At 62.2% G+C, this 14857-nt stretch carries 21 protein-coding genes and 1 tRNA gene; 9 read left to right on the top strand and 13 right to left on the bottom strand.

Annotated elements, in window-relative coordinates; all coding sequences use genetic code 11:
* Nucleotides 1–26: 26 nt before the first annotated feature.
* Nucleotides 27–428: an SRPBCC family protein gene (locus LZ496_RS09840; protein ID WP_249904450.1), complete on the top strand. Its 402-nt coding sequence runs from the start codon at nt 27–29 to the stop codon at nt 426–428.
* Between the two features lie 238 nt (nt 429–666).
* Here LZ496_RS09840 and LZ496_RS09835 read toward each other — a convergent pair whose 3' ends face one another.
* The 5 genes from LZ496_RS09835 to LZ496_RS09815 all read right to left on the bottom strand — a co-directional run bounded on the left by LZ496_RS09835 (nt 667) and on the right by LZ496_RS09815 (nt 4607).
* Nucleotides 667–1065, bottom strand: a complete 399-nt coding sequence (locus LZ496_RS09835; RefSeq protein WP_249904449.1) for a UrcA family protein — start codon at nt 1063–1065, stop codon at nt 667–669.
* A 254-nt stretch (nt 1066–1319) separates the two neighbouring features.
* Nucleotides 1320–1682, bottom strand: coding sequence for a UrcA family protein (locus LZ496_RS09830; protein WP_249904448.1), 363 nt, complete (start codon nt 1680–1682; stop codon nt 1320–1322).
* 55 nt (nt 1683–1737) lie between these two features.
* Nucleotides 1738–3072: a fumarylacetoacetase gene (gene fahA / locus LZ496_RS09825; RefSeq protein ID WP_436286467.1), complete on the bottom strand. Its 1335-nt coding sequence runs from the start codon at nt 3070–3072 to the stop codon at nt 1738–1740.
* Nucleotides 3036–4331 (bottom strand): homogentisate 1,2-dioxygenase, encoded by a 1296-nt coding sequence (gene hmgA, locus LZ496_RS09820; RefSeq protein ID WP_249904447.1) that lies wholly within the window; start codon nt 4329–4331, stop codon nt 3036–3038. Before hmgA ends, fahA begins: the two co-directional genes overlap by 37 nt.
* 78 nt (nt 4332–4409) lie before the next feature.
* Nucleotides 4410–4607 (bottom strand): hypothetical protein, encoded by a 198-nt coding sequence (locus tag LZ496_RS09815; protein WP_249904446.1) that lies wholly within the window; start codon nt 4605–4607, stop codon nt 4410–4412.
* Nucleotides 4608–4801: 194 nt separating this feature from the next.
* Here LZ496_RS09815 and LZ496_RS09810 point away from each other — a divergent pair, with 194 nt between their 5' ends.
* Together LZ496_RS09810 and LZ496_RS09805 are read left to right on the top strand one after the other, a co-directional pair.
* On the top strand, nt 4802–5053 hold the full coding sequence (locus tag LZ496_RS09810) for a DUF2171 domain-containing protein (RefSeq protein ID WP_249904445.1): 252 nt from the start codon (nt 4802–4804) through the stop codon (nt 5051–5053).
* Between the two features lie 59 nt (nt 5054–5112).
* Nucleotides 5113–5628 carry a thermonuclease family protein gene (locus tag LZ496_RS09805; protein ID WP_249904444.1) on the top strand — a complete coding sequence of 172 codons (516 nt, stop codon included), beginning with the start codon at nt 5113–5115 and terminating at the stop codon, nt 5626–5628.
* Here the strand turns inward: LZ496_RS09805 and LZ496_RS09800 are convergent.
* Together LZ496_RS09800 and LZ496_RS09795 are read right to left on the bottom strand one after the other, a co-directional pair.
* Nucleotides 5615–5833 carry a KTSC domain-containing protein gene (locus LZ496_RS09800; protein WP_249904443.1) on the bottom strand — a complete coding sequence of 73 codons (219 nt, stop codon included), beginning with the start codon at nt 5831–5833 and terminating at the stop codon, nt 5615–5617. The genes LZ496_RS09805 and LZ496_RS09800 overlap by 14 nt on opposite strands.
* A gap of 24 nt (nt 5834–5857) precedes the next feature.
* Nucleotides 5858–6343: a nuclear transport factor 2 family protein gene (locus LZ496_RS09795; RefSeq protein WP_249904442.1), complete on the bottom strand. Its 486-nt coding sequence runs from the start codon at nt 6341–6343 to the stop codon at nt 5858–5860.
* A gap of 65 nt (nt 6344–6408) precedes the next feature.
* On the opposite strand from LZ496_RS09795, the gene LZ496_RS09790 reads away from it, so the two are divergent.
* From LZ496_RS09790 to LZ496_RS09780, 3 genes are all read left to right on the top strand, one after another.
* Nucleotides 6409–6810: an acyl-CoA thioesterase gene (locus tag LZ496_RS09790; RefSeq protein WP_249904441.1), complete on the top strand. Its 402-nt coding sequence runs from the start codon at nt 6409–6411 to the stop codon at nt 6808–6810.
* Nucleotides 6811–6843: 33 nt separating this feature from the next.
* Nucleotides 6844–7479 carry a maleylacetoacetate isomerase gene (gene maiA / locus LZ496_RS09785; RefSeq protein ID WP_249904440.1) on the top strand — a complete coding sequence of 212 codons (636 nt, stop codon included), beginning with the start codon at nt 6844–6846 and terminating at the stop codon, nt 7477–7479.
* Nucleotides 7480–7552: 73 nt separating this feature from the next.
* On the top strand, nt 7553–8296 hold the full coding sequence (locus LZ496_RS09780; RefSeq protein WP_249904941.1) for a class II aldolase/adducin family protein: 744 nt from the start codon (nt 7553–7555) through the stop codon (nt 8294–8296).
* Here LZ496_RS09780 and LZ496_RS09775 read toward each other — a convergent pair.
* From LZ496_RS09775 to LZ496_RS09765, 3 genes are all read right to left on the bottom strand, one after another.
* Nucleotides 8293–9015, bottom strand: coding sequence for a PaaI family thioesterase (locus LZ496_RS09775; protein ID WP_249904439.1), 723 nt, complete (start codon nt 9013–9015; stop codon nt 8293–8295). The genes LZ496_RS09780 and LZ496_RS09775 overlap by 4 nt on opposite strands.
* A gap of 99 nt (nt 9016–9114) precedes the next feature.
* Nucleotides 9115–9348, bottom strand: a complete 234-nt coding sequence (locus tag LZ496_RS09770) for a tautomerase family protein (RefSeq protein WP_249904438.1) — start codon at nt 9346–9348, stop codon at nt 9115–9117.
* Nucleotides 9349–9374: 26 nt separating this feature from the next.
* The gene (locus tag LZ496_RS09765; protein WP_249904437.1) at nt 9375–10085 is read right to left on the bottom strand and encodes an SDR family NAD(P)-dependent oxidoreductase; all 711 of its coding nucleotides are present in this window, start codon (nt 10083–10085) and stop codon (nt 9375–9377) included.
* A 138-nt stretch (nt 10086–10223) separates the two neighbouring features.
* Here LZ496_RS09765 and LZ496_RS09760 point away from each other — a divergent pair, with 138 nt between their 5' ends.
* Both LZ496_RS09760 and LZ496_RS09755 read left to right on the top strand, forming a co-directional pair.
* The gene (locus tag LZ496_RS09760) at nt 10224–11156 is read left to right on the top strand and encodes a LysR family transcriptional regulator (protein ID WP_249904436.1); all 933 of its coding nucleotides are present in this window, start codon (nt 10224–10226) and stop codon (nt 11154–11156) included.
* A gap of 78 nt (nt 11157–11234) precedes the next feature.
* Nucleotides 11235–11948: a type 1 glutamine amidotransferase domain-containing protein gene (locus LZ496_RS09755; RefSeq protein ID WP_249904435.1), complete on the top strand. Its 714-nt coding sequence runs from the start codon at nt 11235–11237 to the stop codon at nt 11946–11948.
* Nucleotides 11949–12048: 100 nt separating this feature from the next.
* Here the strand turns inward: LZ496_RS09755 and LZ496_RS09750 are convergent.
* The 3 genes from LZ496_RS09750 to LZ496_RS09740 all read right to left on the bottom strand — a co-directional run bounded on the left by LZ496_RS09750 (nt 12049) and on the right by LZ496_RS09740 (nt 13953).
* A tRNA-Pro gene (locus tag LZ496_RS09750) sits at nt 12049–12125 on the bottom strand.
* 80 nt (nt 12126–12205) lie between these two features.
* On the bottom strand, nt 12206–13516 hold the full coding sequence (locus LZ496_RS09745; RefSeq protein WP_249904434.1) for an FAD-dependent oxidoreductase: 1311 nt from the start codon (nt 13514–13516) through the stop codon (nt 12206–12208).
* Nucleotides 13517–13629: 113 nt separating this feature from the next.
* On the bottom strand, nt 13630–13953 hold the full coding sequence (locus LZ496_RS09740; protein WP_249904433.1) for a polyhydroxyalkanoic acid system family protein: 324 nt from the start codon (nt 13951–13953) through the stop codon (nt 13630–13632).
* Nucleotides 13954–14011: 58 nt separating this feature from the next.
* Here LZ496_RS09740 and LZ496_RS09735 point away from each other — a divergent pair, with 58 nt between their 5' ends.
* Nucleotides 14012–14833, top strand: a complete 822-nt coding sequence (locus tag LZ496_RS09735; protein WP_249904432.1) for a D-Ala-D-Ala carboxypeptidase family metallohydrolase — start codon at nt 14012–14014, stop codon at nt 14831–14833.
* The last annotated feature ends 24 nt before the right edge of the window (nt 14834–14857 follow it).

Here is a 14857-nt window from a genome sequence, read left to right as displayed (position 1 = left end):
AGATTCCTCTTTCCGCGGAGTCGAGCATGGCCTCCCTTCTGCATGAGACGATCATCAATGTAGGCGCGGATCGTGCCTGGTCGGCATTGCGGCAGGTGAGCCTTGCTCACCGGCTATTTGCTGACGTCCTGATTGACGGACGGCTCGATGGCGACATCCGCACCGTAACCTTCGCGAACGGGATGGTCGTTCGCGAACGCGTTATCGACATCAACGATGAGCGGCGGCGCCTTGCCTATTCCGTCATAAGCGGGACACCGATGACGCATCACAATGCCTCGATGCAATTGATACCCGAGGGTGAAGCGCGATGCCGATTCGTCTGGATCGCGGACTTCCTTCCGGATGAATTCGCCGAGCAGATGCTTCCGCTGGTCCAGCAGGGGACGGACGCGCTGAAGCGCAATATCGAACGTGGCGCTGCCTAGGAGGCGCGCCCAAGTTCCAGTGAGAAAGGCCACGCGGCCAAGAGCTGTCCAATTTTGGGGGTTTGGCCGCGTGACCCCTCTCTCCCCTCCCCGTTCGGGACGCCGGGAAGGAGCGGGATTTCCTGATTATGCGGCAATCGAAACTCACCGGCTTTCACAAACTTAAATTGCCGGTGCCGGATGCGAAAACGCGCGGCGCCTCGGACAGGCACCGCGCGTTCAGGCTCAGGCGGTCAGATTAGCGGAGACGCGCGCTAATCGTGATGGCGCCCGCCGCAAAGGCCGGCTGGCCAAGCGCGGCCATCTGGTCGGCCTGCGCGAGCGCCTTGTTGATCTGCGGGCGAGCGTCCGCCCATGAAAGTGACGCGCAAGTCCGATAATCGGCGGAAATGCCCCTTGAATCGAAATTGCAGACGTTGCGAACCGCACTTCCTACGCGGCTATACAGCGATTTCCGATCGGCCGACGCGGCCAGATTAAGGTCGCCATAGGGTACGCGTTCAATGTTCACATGGCGATCGGCATAGACGACGACCGGCCGTTCTTGTGCCGCCTGTGCAGTGGCAGCAGTTACCAGAAGAGATGCCGTGACCCCTGACAAAACGGCTGCGGAAATCCGCGCAACACGGCTAAGCATCTCAATTCTCCCTTTCATCTTCAGTCACGAAGAGGTGACCGGGAGATGCCTCTAATATTGGTAGTTTGCACGGCGACTTCGACCGGATGACGGTTCGATTTCGGCAAGAGCCGTTCGTCGCGTCGAAGCGCCGGGGAGCATCGACCAATGGCCGAACGGAGACATCTGGCGTTCATATTTCGAACGCGATTTTTCGAGATCAGGCCGGAAACGTGGCAGAAATTCGCGCGCGACTCTGGTTATCCGCTCGCCGGTTAACGGCGAACTTGCGCCCTCTGATAATGCTGGGTGAAGGCCCGATACATCTGCGGCATGACGCCGGTCCATGACCTGGAGGTACATTCCCGATAGTCGGTTCCGGGCCCCCTTACCTGGTCAAAGTTGCAAACCTCCCGCACCGCGTCGCCGACCCGCCCATAAAGAACATCGCGATGAGCTTCGAAATTCAGGTTCAGGTCGCGATAGTTCACAAGGACCATTTTGGTGCCTTGGGCGACACCACGGACGACGATTTGTCCTTCCTGCTGGGCAACGGCAGTGGACGCACCGCCACTAGCGGACGCCACCAGCGCGAACGCGACCAATGTACTGGTTTTCCGGGTTGAGCGGGCAAACATATGGGTTCTCCCTTCTCCGCCCGCACAACGAAAAAGTGACGACCTATGTTCCTGATCAGTTGGCCGGCACCACCTTGCCGGTGCAGCTTCCGAAGCCGATCGTTACGGCCCCCTCCGCCTCGCAGCGGGCCGCCAAGATCAATTCATCCCCGTCTTCGAGAAAGCTGCGCTGCTCTCCGCTTGGCAGCTCGATCGGCGCCTTTCCGCCCTGGCTGATTTCCAGGAGCGAACCCAGACCATCTCTAGAGCTGGTGGACAGCGTGCCGGTCCCGATCAGGTCGCCGGGCTGGAGATTGCAGCCGTTGGACGAATGGTGTGCGACGATCTGTGCCGCCGACCAGTACATGGCGGCGGCAGCTTCGCCCTTGCTCAGCTGGTGAGGCGCCATCCCGGCGTCCCGCATCGCGGAGGTCTGCAGGCTTACTTCAAGGCCAATGCCAAGGCCGCCGGCCTGCTGGTCGCACTCGTCCCAAAGATAGGGCAGCGGATCGGGGTCTCCTTCCGGCCGCAGCGGCATCGCCCGGCGGAACGGCGCAAGCGCTTCGGGCGAGACGACCCAAGGCGAAATGCTGGTCAGGAAGTTCTTGGCCAGGAAGGGGCCGAGCGGCTGATATTCCCACGCCTGAAGGTCTCGCGCGGACCAGTCGTTAAGCAGGCAATATCCCGCGATATGGCCTCCTGCGTCGCCAATCGGGATTGGGCTTCCAAGTTCGTTGCCCCGCCCGATGAAGATTCCAAGCTCCAGCTCATAATCGAGCCGCCGGCTTGGCCCGTAATCGGGCACGTCGGCGTCCGGCGGCTTGCGCTGCCCCTTCGGGCGGACCACCTGGTGTCCTGAAACGCGGACCGAACTGGCGCGTCCGTGATAGCCGATCGGCACATATTTATAGTTGGGAAGCAGCGGATTGTCCGGGCGGAACTGCTTCCCGACATTGGTCGCATGATGAATGCCGACATAAAAGTCGGTGTAGTCGCCGATCGTGCAGGGAAGGTGCATGGTCACCCGCTCCCTGCCCACGAGATGCGGCTCGACCTTGGCGCGATTGCTTTCCTGCGACAGGAGCTCCGACAAGCGGCGGCGCAAGCTGGCGCTGTCGTCCGGACCGTGGGCAAACCAGGCGTTCAGGCATCCAAGGCTGAGCGCCAGCGTCCAATGGCTATCCAGCAGCCCGGCATTGGCGACGCCATGAAGGTCCAGAACCGAATCGCCGATCGCGACGCCGATATGCGGACCCTTCGAGCCTACCGAGAAGACGCCGAGCGGAAGGTTCTGGATCGGAAAGTCGATATGCCCGTTCGCGCTGCCGACCCAGCTTTGCAGGTCCGGATTGTGGGTTTCGTCGATCGTCGAGGTCATTTCGGAAGCTGCGCCTTCGGGAAATCGGCCCATGCCAGGTCATAATCCTGCTGCGCCCGTTCCAGCGCAAATTGGGTTGGCCGATATGGCCAGCAACTCTCGACCATGAAGGCCATCGTCCCTTCTATCTTGACGGGCTTCAGCTCGGCGGCGCTCGCACCCTTCCAGCTTTCGACGTCGGGCCCGTGCCCACTCATCAGATTGTGGAGGCTGAGGCCGCCCGGCTGGAAGCCTTCCGCCTTCGCGTCATATTCGCCGTGGATAAGCCCCATCGCCTCGCTCATCACGTTACGGTGGAACCATGGTGGCCGGAACGTATCCTCACCAACCATCCAGCGCGGCGGGAAAATCACGAAATCGGCATTGGCCCGTCCCGGCGTTTCGCTCGGACTGGTGAGAACGGTGAAAATCGACGGATCGGGGTGGTCGAAGCTTACCGTTCCGATCGTATTGAAGCGCGCGAGCTCGTAGCGGCACGGAGCGAGGTTGCCGTGCCAGGCAACGACATCCAGCGGGCTATGGTCGAGCGTCGTCGACCACAACGCACCCTGATATTTCTGGATGACCTCGCACGGAGCGTCGACATCCTCAAAGGCAGCGACAGGCGTCTCGAAATCGCGGCCATTAGCGAGGCCGTTGGAGCCGATCGGCCCAAGCTCCGGCAGGCGGAAGGTCGCGCCCTGGTTCTCAGCCACATAGCCGCGCGCTTCGCCGTCAATCTCGACGCGGAAGCGAACGCCCCTCGGGATCAGCGCAATCCATCCCGCGGCCACTTCCAACCGGCCCATTTCGGTGAAGATCCGAAGCGTTCCCGACTGCGGAATGATCAGTAGCTCGCCGTCGGCATCGATGAACACCCGGCCAGTCATCGACCGGTTCGCGCGATACAAGTGGACCGAAACGCCCGTGAGTTCGGAAGGATCGCGATTGACCAGCATGGTCACAAGGCCGTCGACGAAATCCGTGCCTTCCGGCAGGTCGGACGGCGGGTCCCAACGCAGGCGATTGGGCGCGATCGGCCCCTCCGCTGCTCCGGCGATCAGAGCTGGCCCGCCACTATATGGCTTGAAGGGCCGATGATCGGCGGTAGGCCGCATCCGATAGAGCCAGCTGCGCCGGTTCTCATGCCTTGGCGCTGTGAATGCGCTGCCGGACAATTGCTCGGCATAGAGGCCGAAGGCCGGCCGCTGCGGACTGTTGCGGCCCTTGGGCAATGCGCCTGGCACCGCCTCGGTTTCGAAATGACCGCCGAACCCGGTCAGATATCGGATCTCGTTCGTCGCGTTCGCCACAGGCACGCAAACCCCCTCGACTTCACCGTGAAGCGAGGGGGTCGTTACGCGTCTCTTCAAAGACAAGCAATTAAGACGTCAGTTGACGTTCACCTCAACCTTGTCCGGGATGTTGATGTCGGTATCGCCGCCAAATCCGAGTTGGTCGCGGAACAGGAACAGCAGCACCAGGACGACAATCACCAGGAGGACCACGGCCAGTACGCCGCCGCTTCCGCCGCCGCCGTCGGTCTCGACGATGGTCACCCGGTCGTTGGTATCATGTTCGTCAGCCATGTTTTACTCCCTGAACTCCATTTTCGTTACCGAAACGAACGAAGCTTGCCGCCCCCGGTTCCACCGCGACCGCGCCGCTTGGGACAGTCATACGGCGTGTCTTCCATGTGAAACAGCGCTGGCATAATTATCGAGTCCGCCTGCAACCGCAGCCCCGACGGTTCGTTGCGGCCTTGTCACGAAAGGAGAAAGCGATGAGCGGCTTTGAGGATATCCGTGAACATATGGAAGTGATTGGTGCCGATGGCGTGCATCTGGGCACGGTCGATCGCATCGAGGGCGACCGGATCAAGCTGACCAAGGCGGACAGCGGTACCGGCGAGCATGCGGGCCATCATCACTTCGTCTCCAGGGGACTGGTCGCGGAGGTCGAAGGCGATCAGGTCAGGCTGTCCGCGAATGCCGATGTCGCCATCCTCTTCGAAGAGGAAGAAGGCGGCTCATAACGGGACTGGCCTGCCGGTGGGCTAGCGCGCCGGGCAACTGTGCGCTTAACTCTGGTTTAATGGCCACCAAACGCTTCAAGCCGACTCGGCGAACTCCGTCGTTCAAGCCCCAGCGACGAGATATTAAGCTGGCGCTGCTCGTCGTCCCCGGCTTGCTCCTGCTGGGCGGGTTGCTCGATCCGAAGCTGATCGGACCGATCGGCCCATTGGGCGCGACTGAAGTGGTGACCGCCAGGTTTACGGCCTGCTCGGGCGGCGCCGACCCGGCGTGCGTCATCGATGGCGACACTTTCCGGCTGGGCGACCGGACCATCCGCATCACCGGAATCGACGCTCCGGAGATCGGGAAGCCGCTGTGTCCGGCCGAAGCCGAGCTTGGGCGCCGTTCGGCGGCGCGGCTTCTCGAGCTTCTCAATCAGGGGCAGTTCCACATGATCGCGCACCGGCTCCAGCGCGAAGACCGGAACGGCCGCTACATGATGGTCCTTCGTCGCAACGGCGATTCAATCGGCGCCAAATTGATCGATGAGGGGCTTGCCCACCGCTATACCGGATTCAAGATTAGCTGGTGCTAGGCGCGGGCTCGCCAAGCTCCGTGCAGGGATAGCGATCCCGAATGTAGCGATTGAAATGAACACCTTTCGAGAAGGCCGCGCGGAATTCCCCGACTGCCTCCTCGGACACTTCCGAATAGAGATAGCGCCTTCCTGTCGTGAACAGGATCACCAGCTCCTGGCTGTCCGGCCAATAGTCGAAACGCTTGATGACGGTTGAAGGCATGGCGCCTAAACGCGCCGGTCGGACTTATTGTTCGGCAGGCTTGTGATCGTAGCTCAGCACGCGCGAGAGCTTCCAGCTTCCCTCGCTCCACACCCAGACCACGGCGAAGCTCGCTCTTCCGGCCAGCTTCTCCGGCCCATCGCCCTTCCGTTCGTAGAAGAGGTGTTCGCCGGCCTCCATCGCTCCATAGCGCGGCACGGGATCGACGATCAGGCTGGCCGCCACCAGTTCGCGCCGTGAGCGCCAGCTATCAGGCTTGGCCCGTTCGGCGCAGTTTTTCGCATAATCGGCGACCATTTCTTCCGCATTGCGGAACACCAGCCCGCCCTTGTCGTGATAGAATTCGATGTCGTCGGCCAGCATCGGCCGAAGCCTTGCCGGGTCGCAGCCCTGGAAGAAGAGTTCAAACAGCTCCGCATCCCGTGCCTCGATCGACGCGCGCAGCGCGGGACCTTCAGGCATCGGGGGTCCTGACGCGGCCAGTGCCGCGGATATCAGCAACAAGCTCATTGCTTTACTGTATTAGATCGCCAACTCACTTGTCCAGTGGAAAGCGGCCCTGCTAGGACGGGCTCATGGCCCGCCCAGTCTTCGAGCACCGCATCATTGCCCCGTCCGAGGCCATCGACGAGCTCGGTCACGTCAACAATGCGGTATGGGTGCAGTGGATCCAGGAGGTTGCGCTGGCCCACTGGTACAGCATCGCCGATCCGCAGCATCAGGACGATTATATCTGGGTCGTGGTGCGGCATGAGATCGACTATCTCCGCGCCGCGTTTGAAGGCGAGGTCCTGACCGGCCGGACATGGGTCGGCGAAGCGCCCAAGGGTGCCCGCTTCGACCGTCACATGGAATTCGTCGGCGAGGACGGAAAGGTCCGGGTCCGGGCCGTCACCCAATGGGCGATCATCGACAAGGCCAGCGGACGGCCTCTACGGGTTCCCCCTGAGGTCATCGCTCCGTTTATGGGCAATTGACGAAGGCCGCCTGACGGGCGCAGGCTTCGTCCCATGGCTCGTGCGGTCCTCTACGATTACTTTCGGTCCTCGGCGTCCTACCGGGTGCGGATCGCATTAAACCTCAAGGGCATCGACTATGAGCAGCGGCCGGTCAGTTTGGTCCAGGGCGCGCAGAACGACCCCGCCTACAAGGCGCTGAACCCGCAAGGCCTGGTGCCGATGCTCGAAATCGACGGACACCGGCTGACCCAGAGCCTGTCGATCATGGTCTATCTGGACCAGGTCTATCCCGATCCGCCGCTGATGCCGCGCGACCCCTCGGATGGCGCCCATGTGCGCGCGCTCGCGCTCGCCGTGGCTTGCGACATCCACCCGCTCAATAATTTGCGGGTGCTCAAATATCTAAAGAACGACCTAGGCGTCTCGGAAGAGGCCAAGGACGAATGGTATCGCCACTGGGTTGCCGAAGGACTCGCCGCGCTGGAGGAAATGGCCCGCCCCCGTGCCGGCGCCTTCCTGTTCGGGGACTCACCCACGATCGCCGACGTCTGCCTGGTGCCGCAGCTTTACAATGCGCGGCGCTTCTCCGTGCCGATCACCGACTATCCCACTTTGCGCAGGGCCGATGAAACGGCCAGCGCTCATGCGGCCTTCGCTGCCGCACACCCCGACCGACAGGAGCAATGAGATGAACCGCGTCGACACGATGACCCGCGGAATGGAAGGCGTCGAAGCGCTTTCCCAAATCCAAATCCCAAGCATGAAGGACAAGGTCAGCGAGGAGGAATGGGCGATCCGCGTCGATCTGGCCGCTGCCTACCGGCTGGTCGCCTATTATGGCTGGGACGACCTGATCTTCACCCACCTGTCGGCCCGGATCCCCGGGCCCGAGCATCATTTCCTGCTGAACCCGTACCAGCTGATGTTCGAGGAAGTGACGGCCAGCTCGCTGGTGAAGGTAGATGTCCACGGCAATCCCGTCGAGCCGACCCCGTTCATCACCAATCCCGCCGGCTTCACCATCCATTCCGCGGTCCACATGGCGCGCGAGGATGCCCATGCGGTGATGCACCTCCATACGCCTGCGGGACAGGCCGTCAGCGCTCACGAGGATGGGCTGTTGCCCCTCACCCAGACGGCGATGATCATCCGCGGAGACCTTGCGTTCCACGACTATGAAGGGATTGCGGTCGACCTCGACGAGCGCGAGCGGATTGTCGCCGACCTGGGTGACAAGGACGCCATGCTGCTTCGCAACCATGGCACGATGGCCGTCGGCAGCAACGTCGGCGAATGTTTCGTGAAGCTCTATTTCCTCGAGCGTGCGTGCCAGGCTCAAATCATGGCGCTCTCAGCGGGCGACAAGGCCAGCAATCCGCCGCAGGGCGCAGCCGAGATCGCGGGGCAGCAGGGTGCGGCGGGCCTGACCCTCGTGGCAAACATGCTGGCCTGGCCTGCATTGAAGCGTAAGGCCTACCGCCTGGATCCGAGCTTCGCGACCTAAGTCGGGACCCTGTCCACTTCGATCCACAGCGCCCGGGCAACTGCGACAATTTCACCGGCCTGATCGTGAATGACGGTCGCGCTGTGGTGCTTGCGGCCCTCGCGCGAAATCTCCCAGCCGGTGACGGTCAAACGCTCTCCCGGCGCCACCGGGCGCTCGATCGAGGCTGACAAACGGGCAAGCAATGCCAGCGGCCGAGGTTCGCACAGACCAAAGTAGCTGGGACAATCCAGCGCCGACCAGATGTAACGCTCGGCGACATGGCCATGCTCGTCGGCCAGATCCTCATCCGGAATCCATTCCGCAATCGCCACGTCGCGGTGGGGGCTTTCACCAGGATAGATGCAGAGGCCGTCGCCGGCGCTCCTTTCCGTCCCGCACACGAAACAGCCGGGGATCGGATGGCCGGACGGTCCCGGGAAATTCAGGGCCGCGGCTTCCAGTTCGTCTTCGGTGGGCCGGGACGGCGGATCGACGTCGAGCGGCGCGTCGAGCGGCCTCGCGACGACAAAGTTGGTGGCCGTGTCGTACAGCATCACCTCGGCGTCTTCGCGTCGCCGATGCAGGGTGACTTCAAGCGGGATCGGCGCCAGCAAGCGGACGTCGGCGGGTCCGTCGACCCACTCGGCGACGAGCCCCGCGACATAGCCGCCATTGCCCGAGGCCGGCGGTCCGCGAAATCGGCGATGCACCTGGACCTCGTCGGATTGTCCGGTCATGGGGGCTAACTAGGCTTCGGTGCGATGAAGGGCAATGCAGTGCACTTATGCGAAATGGCCGGCGACGAGCGCCGGCCATGCCTTGTTTGAGTAGAACTACTAGCCTTTGCCGGCCACATGTTTCCGATAGTCGGCGACGGGCATCCCGCCCCAGCCCCAATTTTCCAGCTCGACTTCCTCGAACACAACCCAGGTCCATTCGGGCGGCTTTCCCAGGACATCAAACAGGACCTGGCTAATGCCCTTGTAGATCGCCGCCTTTTCTTCGGCCGTGACATGATCGACGCCCGGCTTGGTTCCCTCGCGGGTCACCTGAACGGTTACCATTGGCATGATGCTTCTCCCTTAACATCTAGGCCTCAGCTTCCGGCGATCTGGCCGCCATCGACATGGAGGATCTCGCCGGTGACGAAATTGGCGTCGTCGAGGTAAAGCACCGCGTTCACGACGTCCGCAACGTCGCCGATCCGGCCGACAGGATGGAGTCCGGCAAGGAATTCATGAATTTCCGGCGAGTGCATCGGCGTCTCGATGATGCCGGGCGACACGGCATTCACGCGGATCCCGCGTCCGGCATATTCGACCGCGAGGCTTTTGGTGGCGGCGGCGATGCCACCCTTGGTCAGTGAAGCGAGCACCGACGGCACCTTGGACTTCGGCTGGTCGACCAGCGTCGTCGTGATGCTGACGACATGGCCAAAGCCCTGCTTTTCCATCGCGTCGACCGCCGCCTGCGTGATGTGGAAGAAGCCGTCGATATTGGTCGAAAGCATGTCGCCATATTGCTCGGCGGTGTAGGCGGTGAACGGGCTGGCGATGAAGATGCCGGCATTGTTGACCAGCGTATCGATGCGGCCGAACGTCTTCAACGCTTCTTCGATCACCCGAGGGCCGGTTGCCGGATCGCCGATGTCGCCTGGAACGACGAGCACGTCGGGATTGCCATTCGGCTTGATCGAGCGCGAGGTGGCGACGACCCGATAGCCTTTTGCCAGATAGGCCTCGACCAAGCCTGCGCCGATGCCCTGGGAAGCGCCGGTTACGACGGCGACTTTGCGTGAATCACTCATTTGAACAGCTCCAATTTACTAATGTCTGGCGCCTGATTGCGCCGCTGCCGGCTATTTGGGCCTGTTCAACAATCGAGAGAATATTCGTCGTTCGACGGTCACTCTTCCGATTTTCGCAATAATCGCTATTCTGTGGAAATGGACCGCATCGAAGCGATGAAGGTGTTCGTCGCCACGCTGGACAAGGGCAGTCTCGCAGGCGCGGGCAGGCTACTGAGCCGCTCGCCTGCAGCCGTCAGCCGGGCAATCGCATTCCTCGAAGCGCATGTCGGCGTCGAGCTGCTCCACCGCACGACGCGATCGCTCCGGCTGAGCGAAGCGGGTGAGCGCTATGCCGCGGCCTGCCGCCGCATCCTTACGGAACTTGAGGAAGCCGAGATCCTCGCGGTTGGAGAAGAATCGGCTCCGCGAGGAGTGCTGACCTTCTCGGCGCCGCCGATCAGCGGAGAAGATATACTGCGGCCGATCGTGGACGAGTTTCTCGATGCTTATCCGCTGGTGTCGGCGCGGCTGCTGTTGCTCGATCGGGCGGTCAACCTGGTCGAGGAAGGCGTCGATGTCGCCATGCGTGTTGCGCAGCTGCCGGACTCGTCGTTGATCGCGACGCGCATAGGAACCGATGTGCGCCGTGTAGTGGTGGCCTCGCCCGATTATCTTGCCGCTCATTCCCCGATCGAGCAGCCATCCGATCTCGCGCAGCACCGCATCATCGCCTTCAGCAATTTCGGCCTCGACAGCTGGAGCTTTGCCCCCGGCCCGCGCTCAACTGTCCCGCGTAGCGTGAATTTCACTCCGCGTTTGATGGTCACGTCGGTCCGGGCAGCATTGGCCTCGGCACTCGAAGGGCATGGGCTGACCCGGCTCTATTCTTATCATGTGGCGGAGGCGGTGAAGGCTGGTCAGCTGAAAGTCGTCCTCGGCAATGCCGAGTTCCCCGCGTTGCCAATCCATTTGCTGACCCCGCAAGGCCGCGCCTCGGTCCCCAAGGTTCGCGCATTCCTCGACTTTGCTGCGCCCCGCCTGCGGTCGATATTCAGCCAGTTGGCTGTCGACTCGCGCGCGCTCGGCTAGGCCGCGCTTCGGCCTCGAAAACGTAACCGGATCGGCCTATGCAAATTCTCGGACCGGGGGGCGGCCAAGGAGATCGCCATGAACATTTTGATGGTCCTCACCAGCCATGACCAGCTCGGCGACACGGGCGAGAAGACTGGTTTCTGGCTCGAGGAGTTTGCAGCGCCCTATTATGTGCTGAAGGATGCAGGCCATACGACAACCTTGGCTAGTCCAAAGGGCGGCCAGCCACCACTCGATCCCAAAAGTGACTCTCCGGATTTCCAGACTGAAGCAACGAAACGGTTCAAGGCCGACACCGAGGCCCAGGCCGCCCTGGCTTCCACCACAAGGCTCGATGAGATTGAACCTGCCGACTTTGACGCCGTCTTCTATCCAGGCGGCCACGGTCCGCTTTGGGACCTAGCCGAAAGCACCAAGTCGCGCTCGATCATCGAACATATCATCCGCGCAGGGAAGCCGGCAGCGCTGGTTTGCCATGCCCCCGCGGTTCTGAAGGATGTAACGGCCGAGGACGGCTCGCCGCTGGTCCAGGGCAAGAAGGTCACTGGCTTTACCAACAGCGAGGAGGCGGCCGTCGGGCTGACCGACGTTGTTCCGTTCCTGCTTGAGGACAAGCTGACCGAGCTTGGCGCCAACTTCACCAAGGTTGGCGACTTCCAGCCTTATGCGGTCCGCGACGGCCTGCTTATTACCGGTCAAAATCCGGCGTCGAGCGAACCGGCGGCCAATATCCTGCTGCAGACGCTTGACGAGGTGACGCAGGAGGTTGCTGACGAGGTTGAGGCGTAAATTTGACGCTGGATGATCTTTCAATTTCCGCTGTCCCCCGGACAGCGGGAATTGAAATTACGATTTCGGACCATGCCCCACATGGTCCTGGAAATCGTAATGGTCGGGGAGAGAGGATTCGAACCTCCGGCCCCTGCCTCCCGAAGACAGTGCTCTACCAGGCTGAGCTACTCCCCGACCGGGCTCCCGGACCCAAAGGTCCGGTGCAGGGCGAGCGGCCTCCTAGCGGGCGGCTTGGCATTGCGCAAGGGCAGCGCTCAGCGCCCGAGAATTTTTAGCCAGTCGGTGTGGCGAACGAACTTCTCGCGGGGACTTCCAGGGCGCGCTGCCGCGACTTCGGCCGCCTCGATCTTGCGCCAGTCGTCGAAGCTGGTCGGTTCGACGCCGCGCTCCGCCAATAGGCTTTTCAGGCCTGCGCCGCCCGACTTTCCGCCGTCCGATCCTGGTGCCATCACGGCCGCAACCTGCTCGGCAACCTCATAGCCGTCCGGCCGGTTCGTCCCGATCGTCCCCGTCGGTCCGCGCCGGGCCCAGCCGACCGCGTACAACCCATCATCGATCTTGCCATGGTCGTTGGCGAATTTCCCGCCGCGCTCGTCATAGGGAACGCCATCGATGCGCGGGGTCTGGTAGCCGATGGAAGTCACGATCAGGCTGGCCGGAACTTCGTAAAGCTCTCCGGTGCCCTTGGCAGCGCCCGTCTCATCGAGCACAGTCCGCTCGACGATCAGCCGCTCGGCCTTCCCGTCGCCTTCAATCCTGACCGGCTTGGCGAAGAAATCGAAGACGATCCGCTTGGACTTGGATGCGTCCGGGCCGGAGGCGCCGAACTCGCGCAGGATTGTAATCGACTTTCGATGCCCGGGCTCAAGTGCTTCGTCGGCCTCCTGTGGCGGGAAATCGGCGGGATCGACCACTGGTGTCGCGGCTTCCAAATGTCCCAGCTCTCCCAATTCCTTCGGGGTCATCGAAATCTGGTGCGGGCCGCGCCGGCCGAGGATGGTGACGGTCTCCACCGCCGATCGATCGAGCGCCTCCAGCGCATGACCGACAATGTCCGACCCTTCGAACTCATGGTGGTTCTTCGAAAGGACCCGAGCGCAGTCCAGGGCGACATTCCCGTTGCCGATTACGGCGACATGGCTTCCGTCCAGCGGCGGGGCGAGGTCCGCGAAATCAGGATGGCCATTGTACCAGCCGACGAACTCAGCCGAACCGACCACGCCCTCCAACTCTTCTCCCGGAATTCCAAGCTTACGGTCATGCGGCGCGCCAATCGCCAGGATCACCGCGTCATAAAGGGCCCTGAGGTCGTCGGCGGAAACGTCGCTACCTACGCTGACATTGCCGACGAATTGAACCTGCTCGCTTTCCGCGACCTGATCATAACGCTTCGACACGGCCTTCAGCGATTGGTGATCGGGAGCAACGCCAAAGCGAATTAGGCCATAGGGAACGGGATAGCGGTCGATGATGTCGATCCGGGCCTGGTCGCCATAGGCCTTCACTAGCGCTTCGGCGGTGTAGAAGCCCGCCGGTCCCGAACCCACAATTGCGAAATGCCGCATGCGCATGCTCCGATCGCTATTTGGCGTCACCCCAGCGAAGGCTGGGGTCCATGTCAATGCAGCACTCGGAGAATAAATAGGTGCATGGATGCCAGCCTGCGCTGGCACGACGATTAGCGCTTGCTGTTGTCCTCCAGCAGCAAGTCGCCGCCTTTTGCCTTCAGCATCGCCTCGATCGGCGCTGCGAAAAAGGCAAGCATCCCTGGCAACTGGATCCGGCAATGGACCTTGGTGTCTTCCACATCGATCACCGCCTCCACCGCCTGGCCCATCGCATGGACGGTGAGGTTCAGCCGATCCCCGCTCCATTGCTCGTCGATGTGGCTGGCGCCGCCCGGAATATGGTCGCGAAGCTTGTGGAAATTGCCTGCGATCCTCCGCCGCGCTTCTTCGCGGCCAAGTTTGTGCGGCAGGTCGACATCAATTGGACGTTGCATGGAGGAAAGATGCGGTGCCCGGCGTTGCTTTTCAATCGCTGCGGAGTTTCAATGGGAAATGATCCGCTTGCTGGCCCTGATCCTGTCGCTTCTGCTTGCATCACCAACGCTCGCGCAGGGCACGCCGGAGTCGCCGCATTGGGACCCGGCTTCCGAATATATAACCGCCGGGCAGGACGAGCTTGGCTACCGCTCCTGGTTCATGGCGCTCCCTTCGCGGTCGTACCAGGTCAAGATGTTCAATGAATACCTCAGCACCTATGACGTCGCGGGCATCGTCCCCACCTGGCAGCTGTTCCGGACGGCGACTGCGTGGCAGCGATGCGCCGGACAGCCGTTCGAGATTCCGCCGACCAGCGAATGGCCCAACATCGTCCAGACCCTCCGCTACGTTCGCGACTATGTCATTCCGGCGGTCGGCCCGGTCGAGCCGGTTTCGGCTTACCGCAATCCGGCCCTAAACGTCTGCGCAGGCGGCGCTCCGGAAAGCGCACACAAACATTATTCGGCGATCGATTTGGTCCCGCTCCGTCAGACCACGCGCGAGCAGCTGATGCAGACCTTGTGCACCGCGCACGGGCGTCGCGGTCCGGCTTATGGCGTTGGGCTGGGCTTCTATGCATTCCTCCGCTTCCACGTGGACACGACGAAATATCGCCGGTGGAACATGGATCCGGCGGTCGCATCTCATTGCCCGCCGATCGTCCGGCCGCCGGACTTTGCGAGCGTTGGCCGGGCCCTTCCCCAGCCGCAAGTGACCACGGCGCCGGAGGCAACGGCTCTCGAAGCAGTCAAGGCCGAACAGGTGCCGCAGCCTTCCGAACGAGCGCCCGCCGATCAGTCGATATCTCCGCCTGACCCTCTTGCGCCGCAACATTGATATTGTTGGGACTTGTGTTGCAGG

This window comes from Sphingomonas caseinilytica, assembly GCF_023516455.1.
Taxonomy (GTDB): domain Bacteria; phylum Pseudomonadota; class Alphaproteobacteria; order Sphingomonadales; family Sphingomonadaceae; genus Sphingomicrobium; species Sphingomicrobium caseinilyticum.
This window is presented reverse-complemented; position numbering and strand designations above follow the sequence as displayed.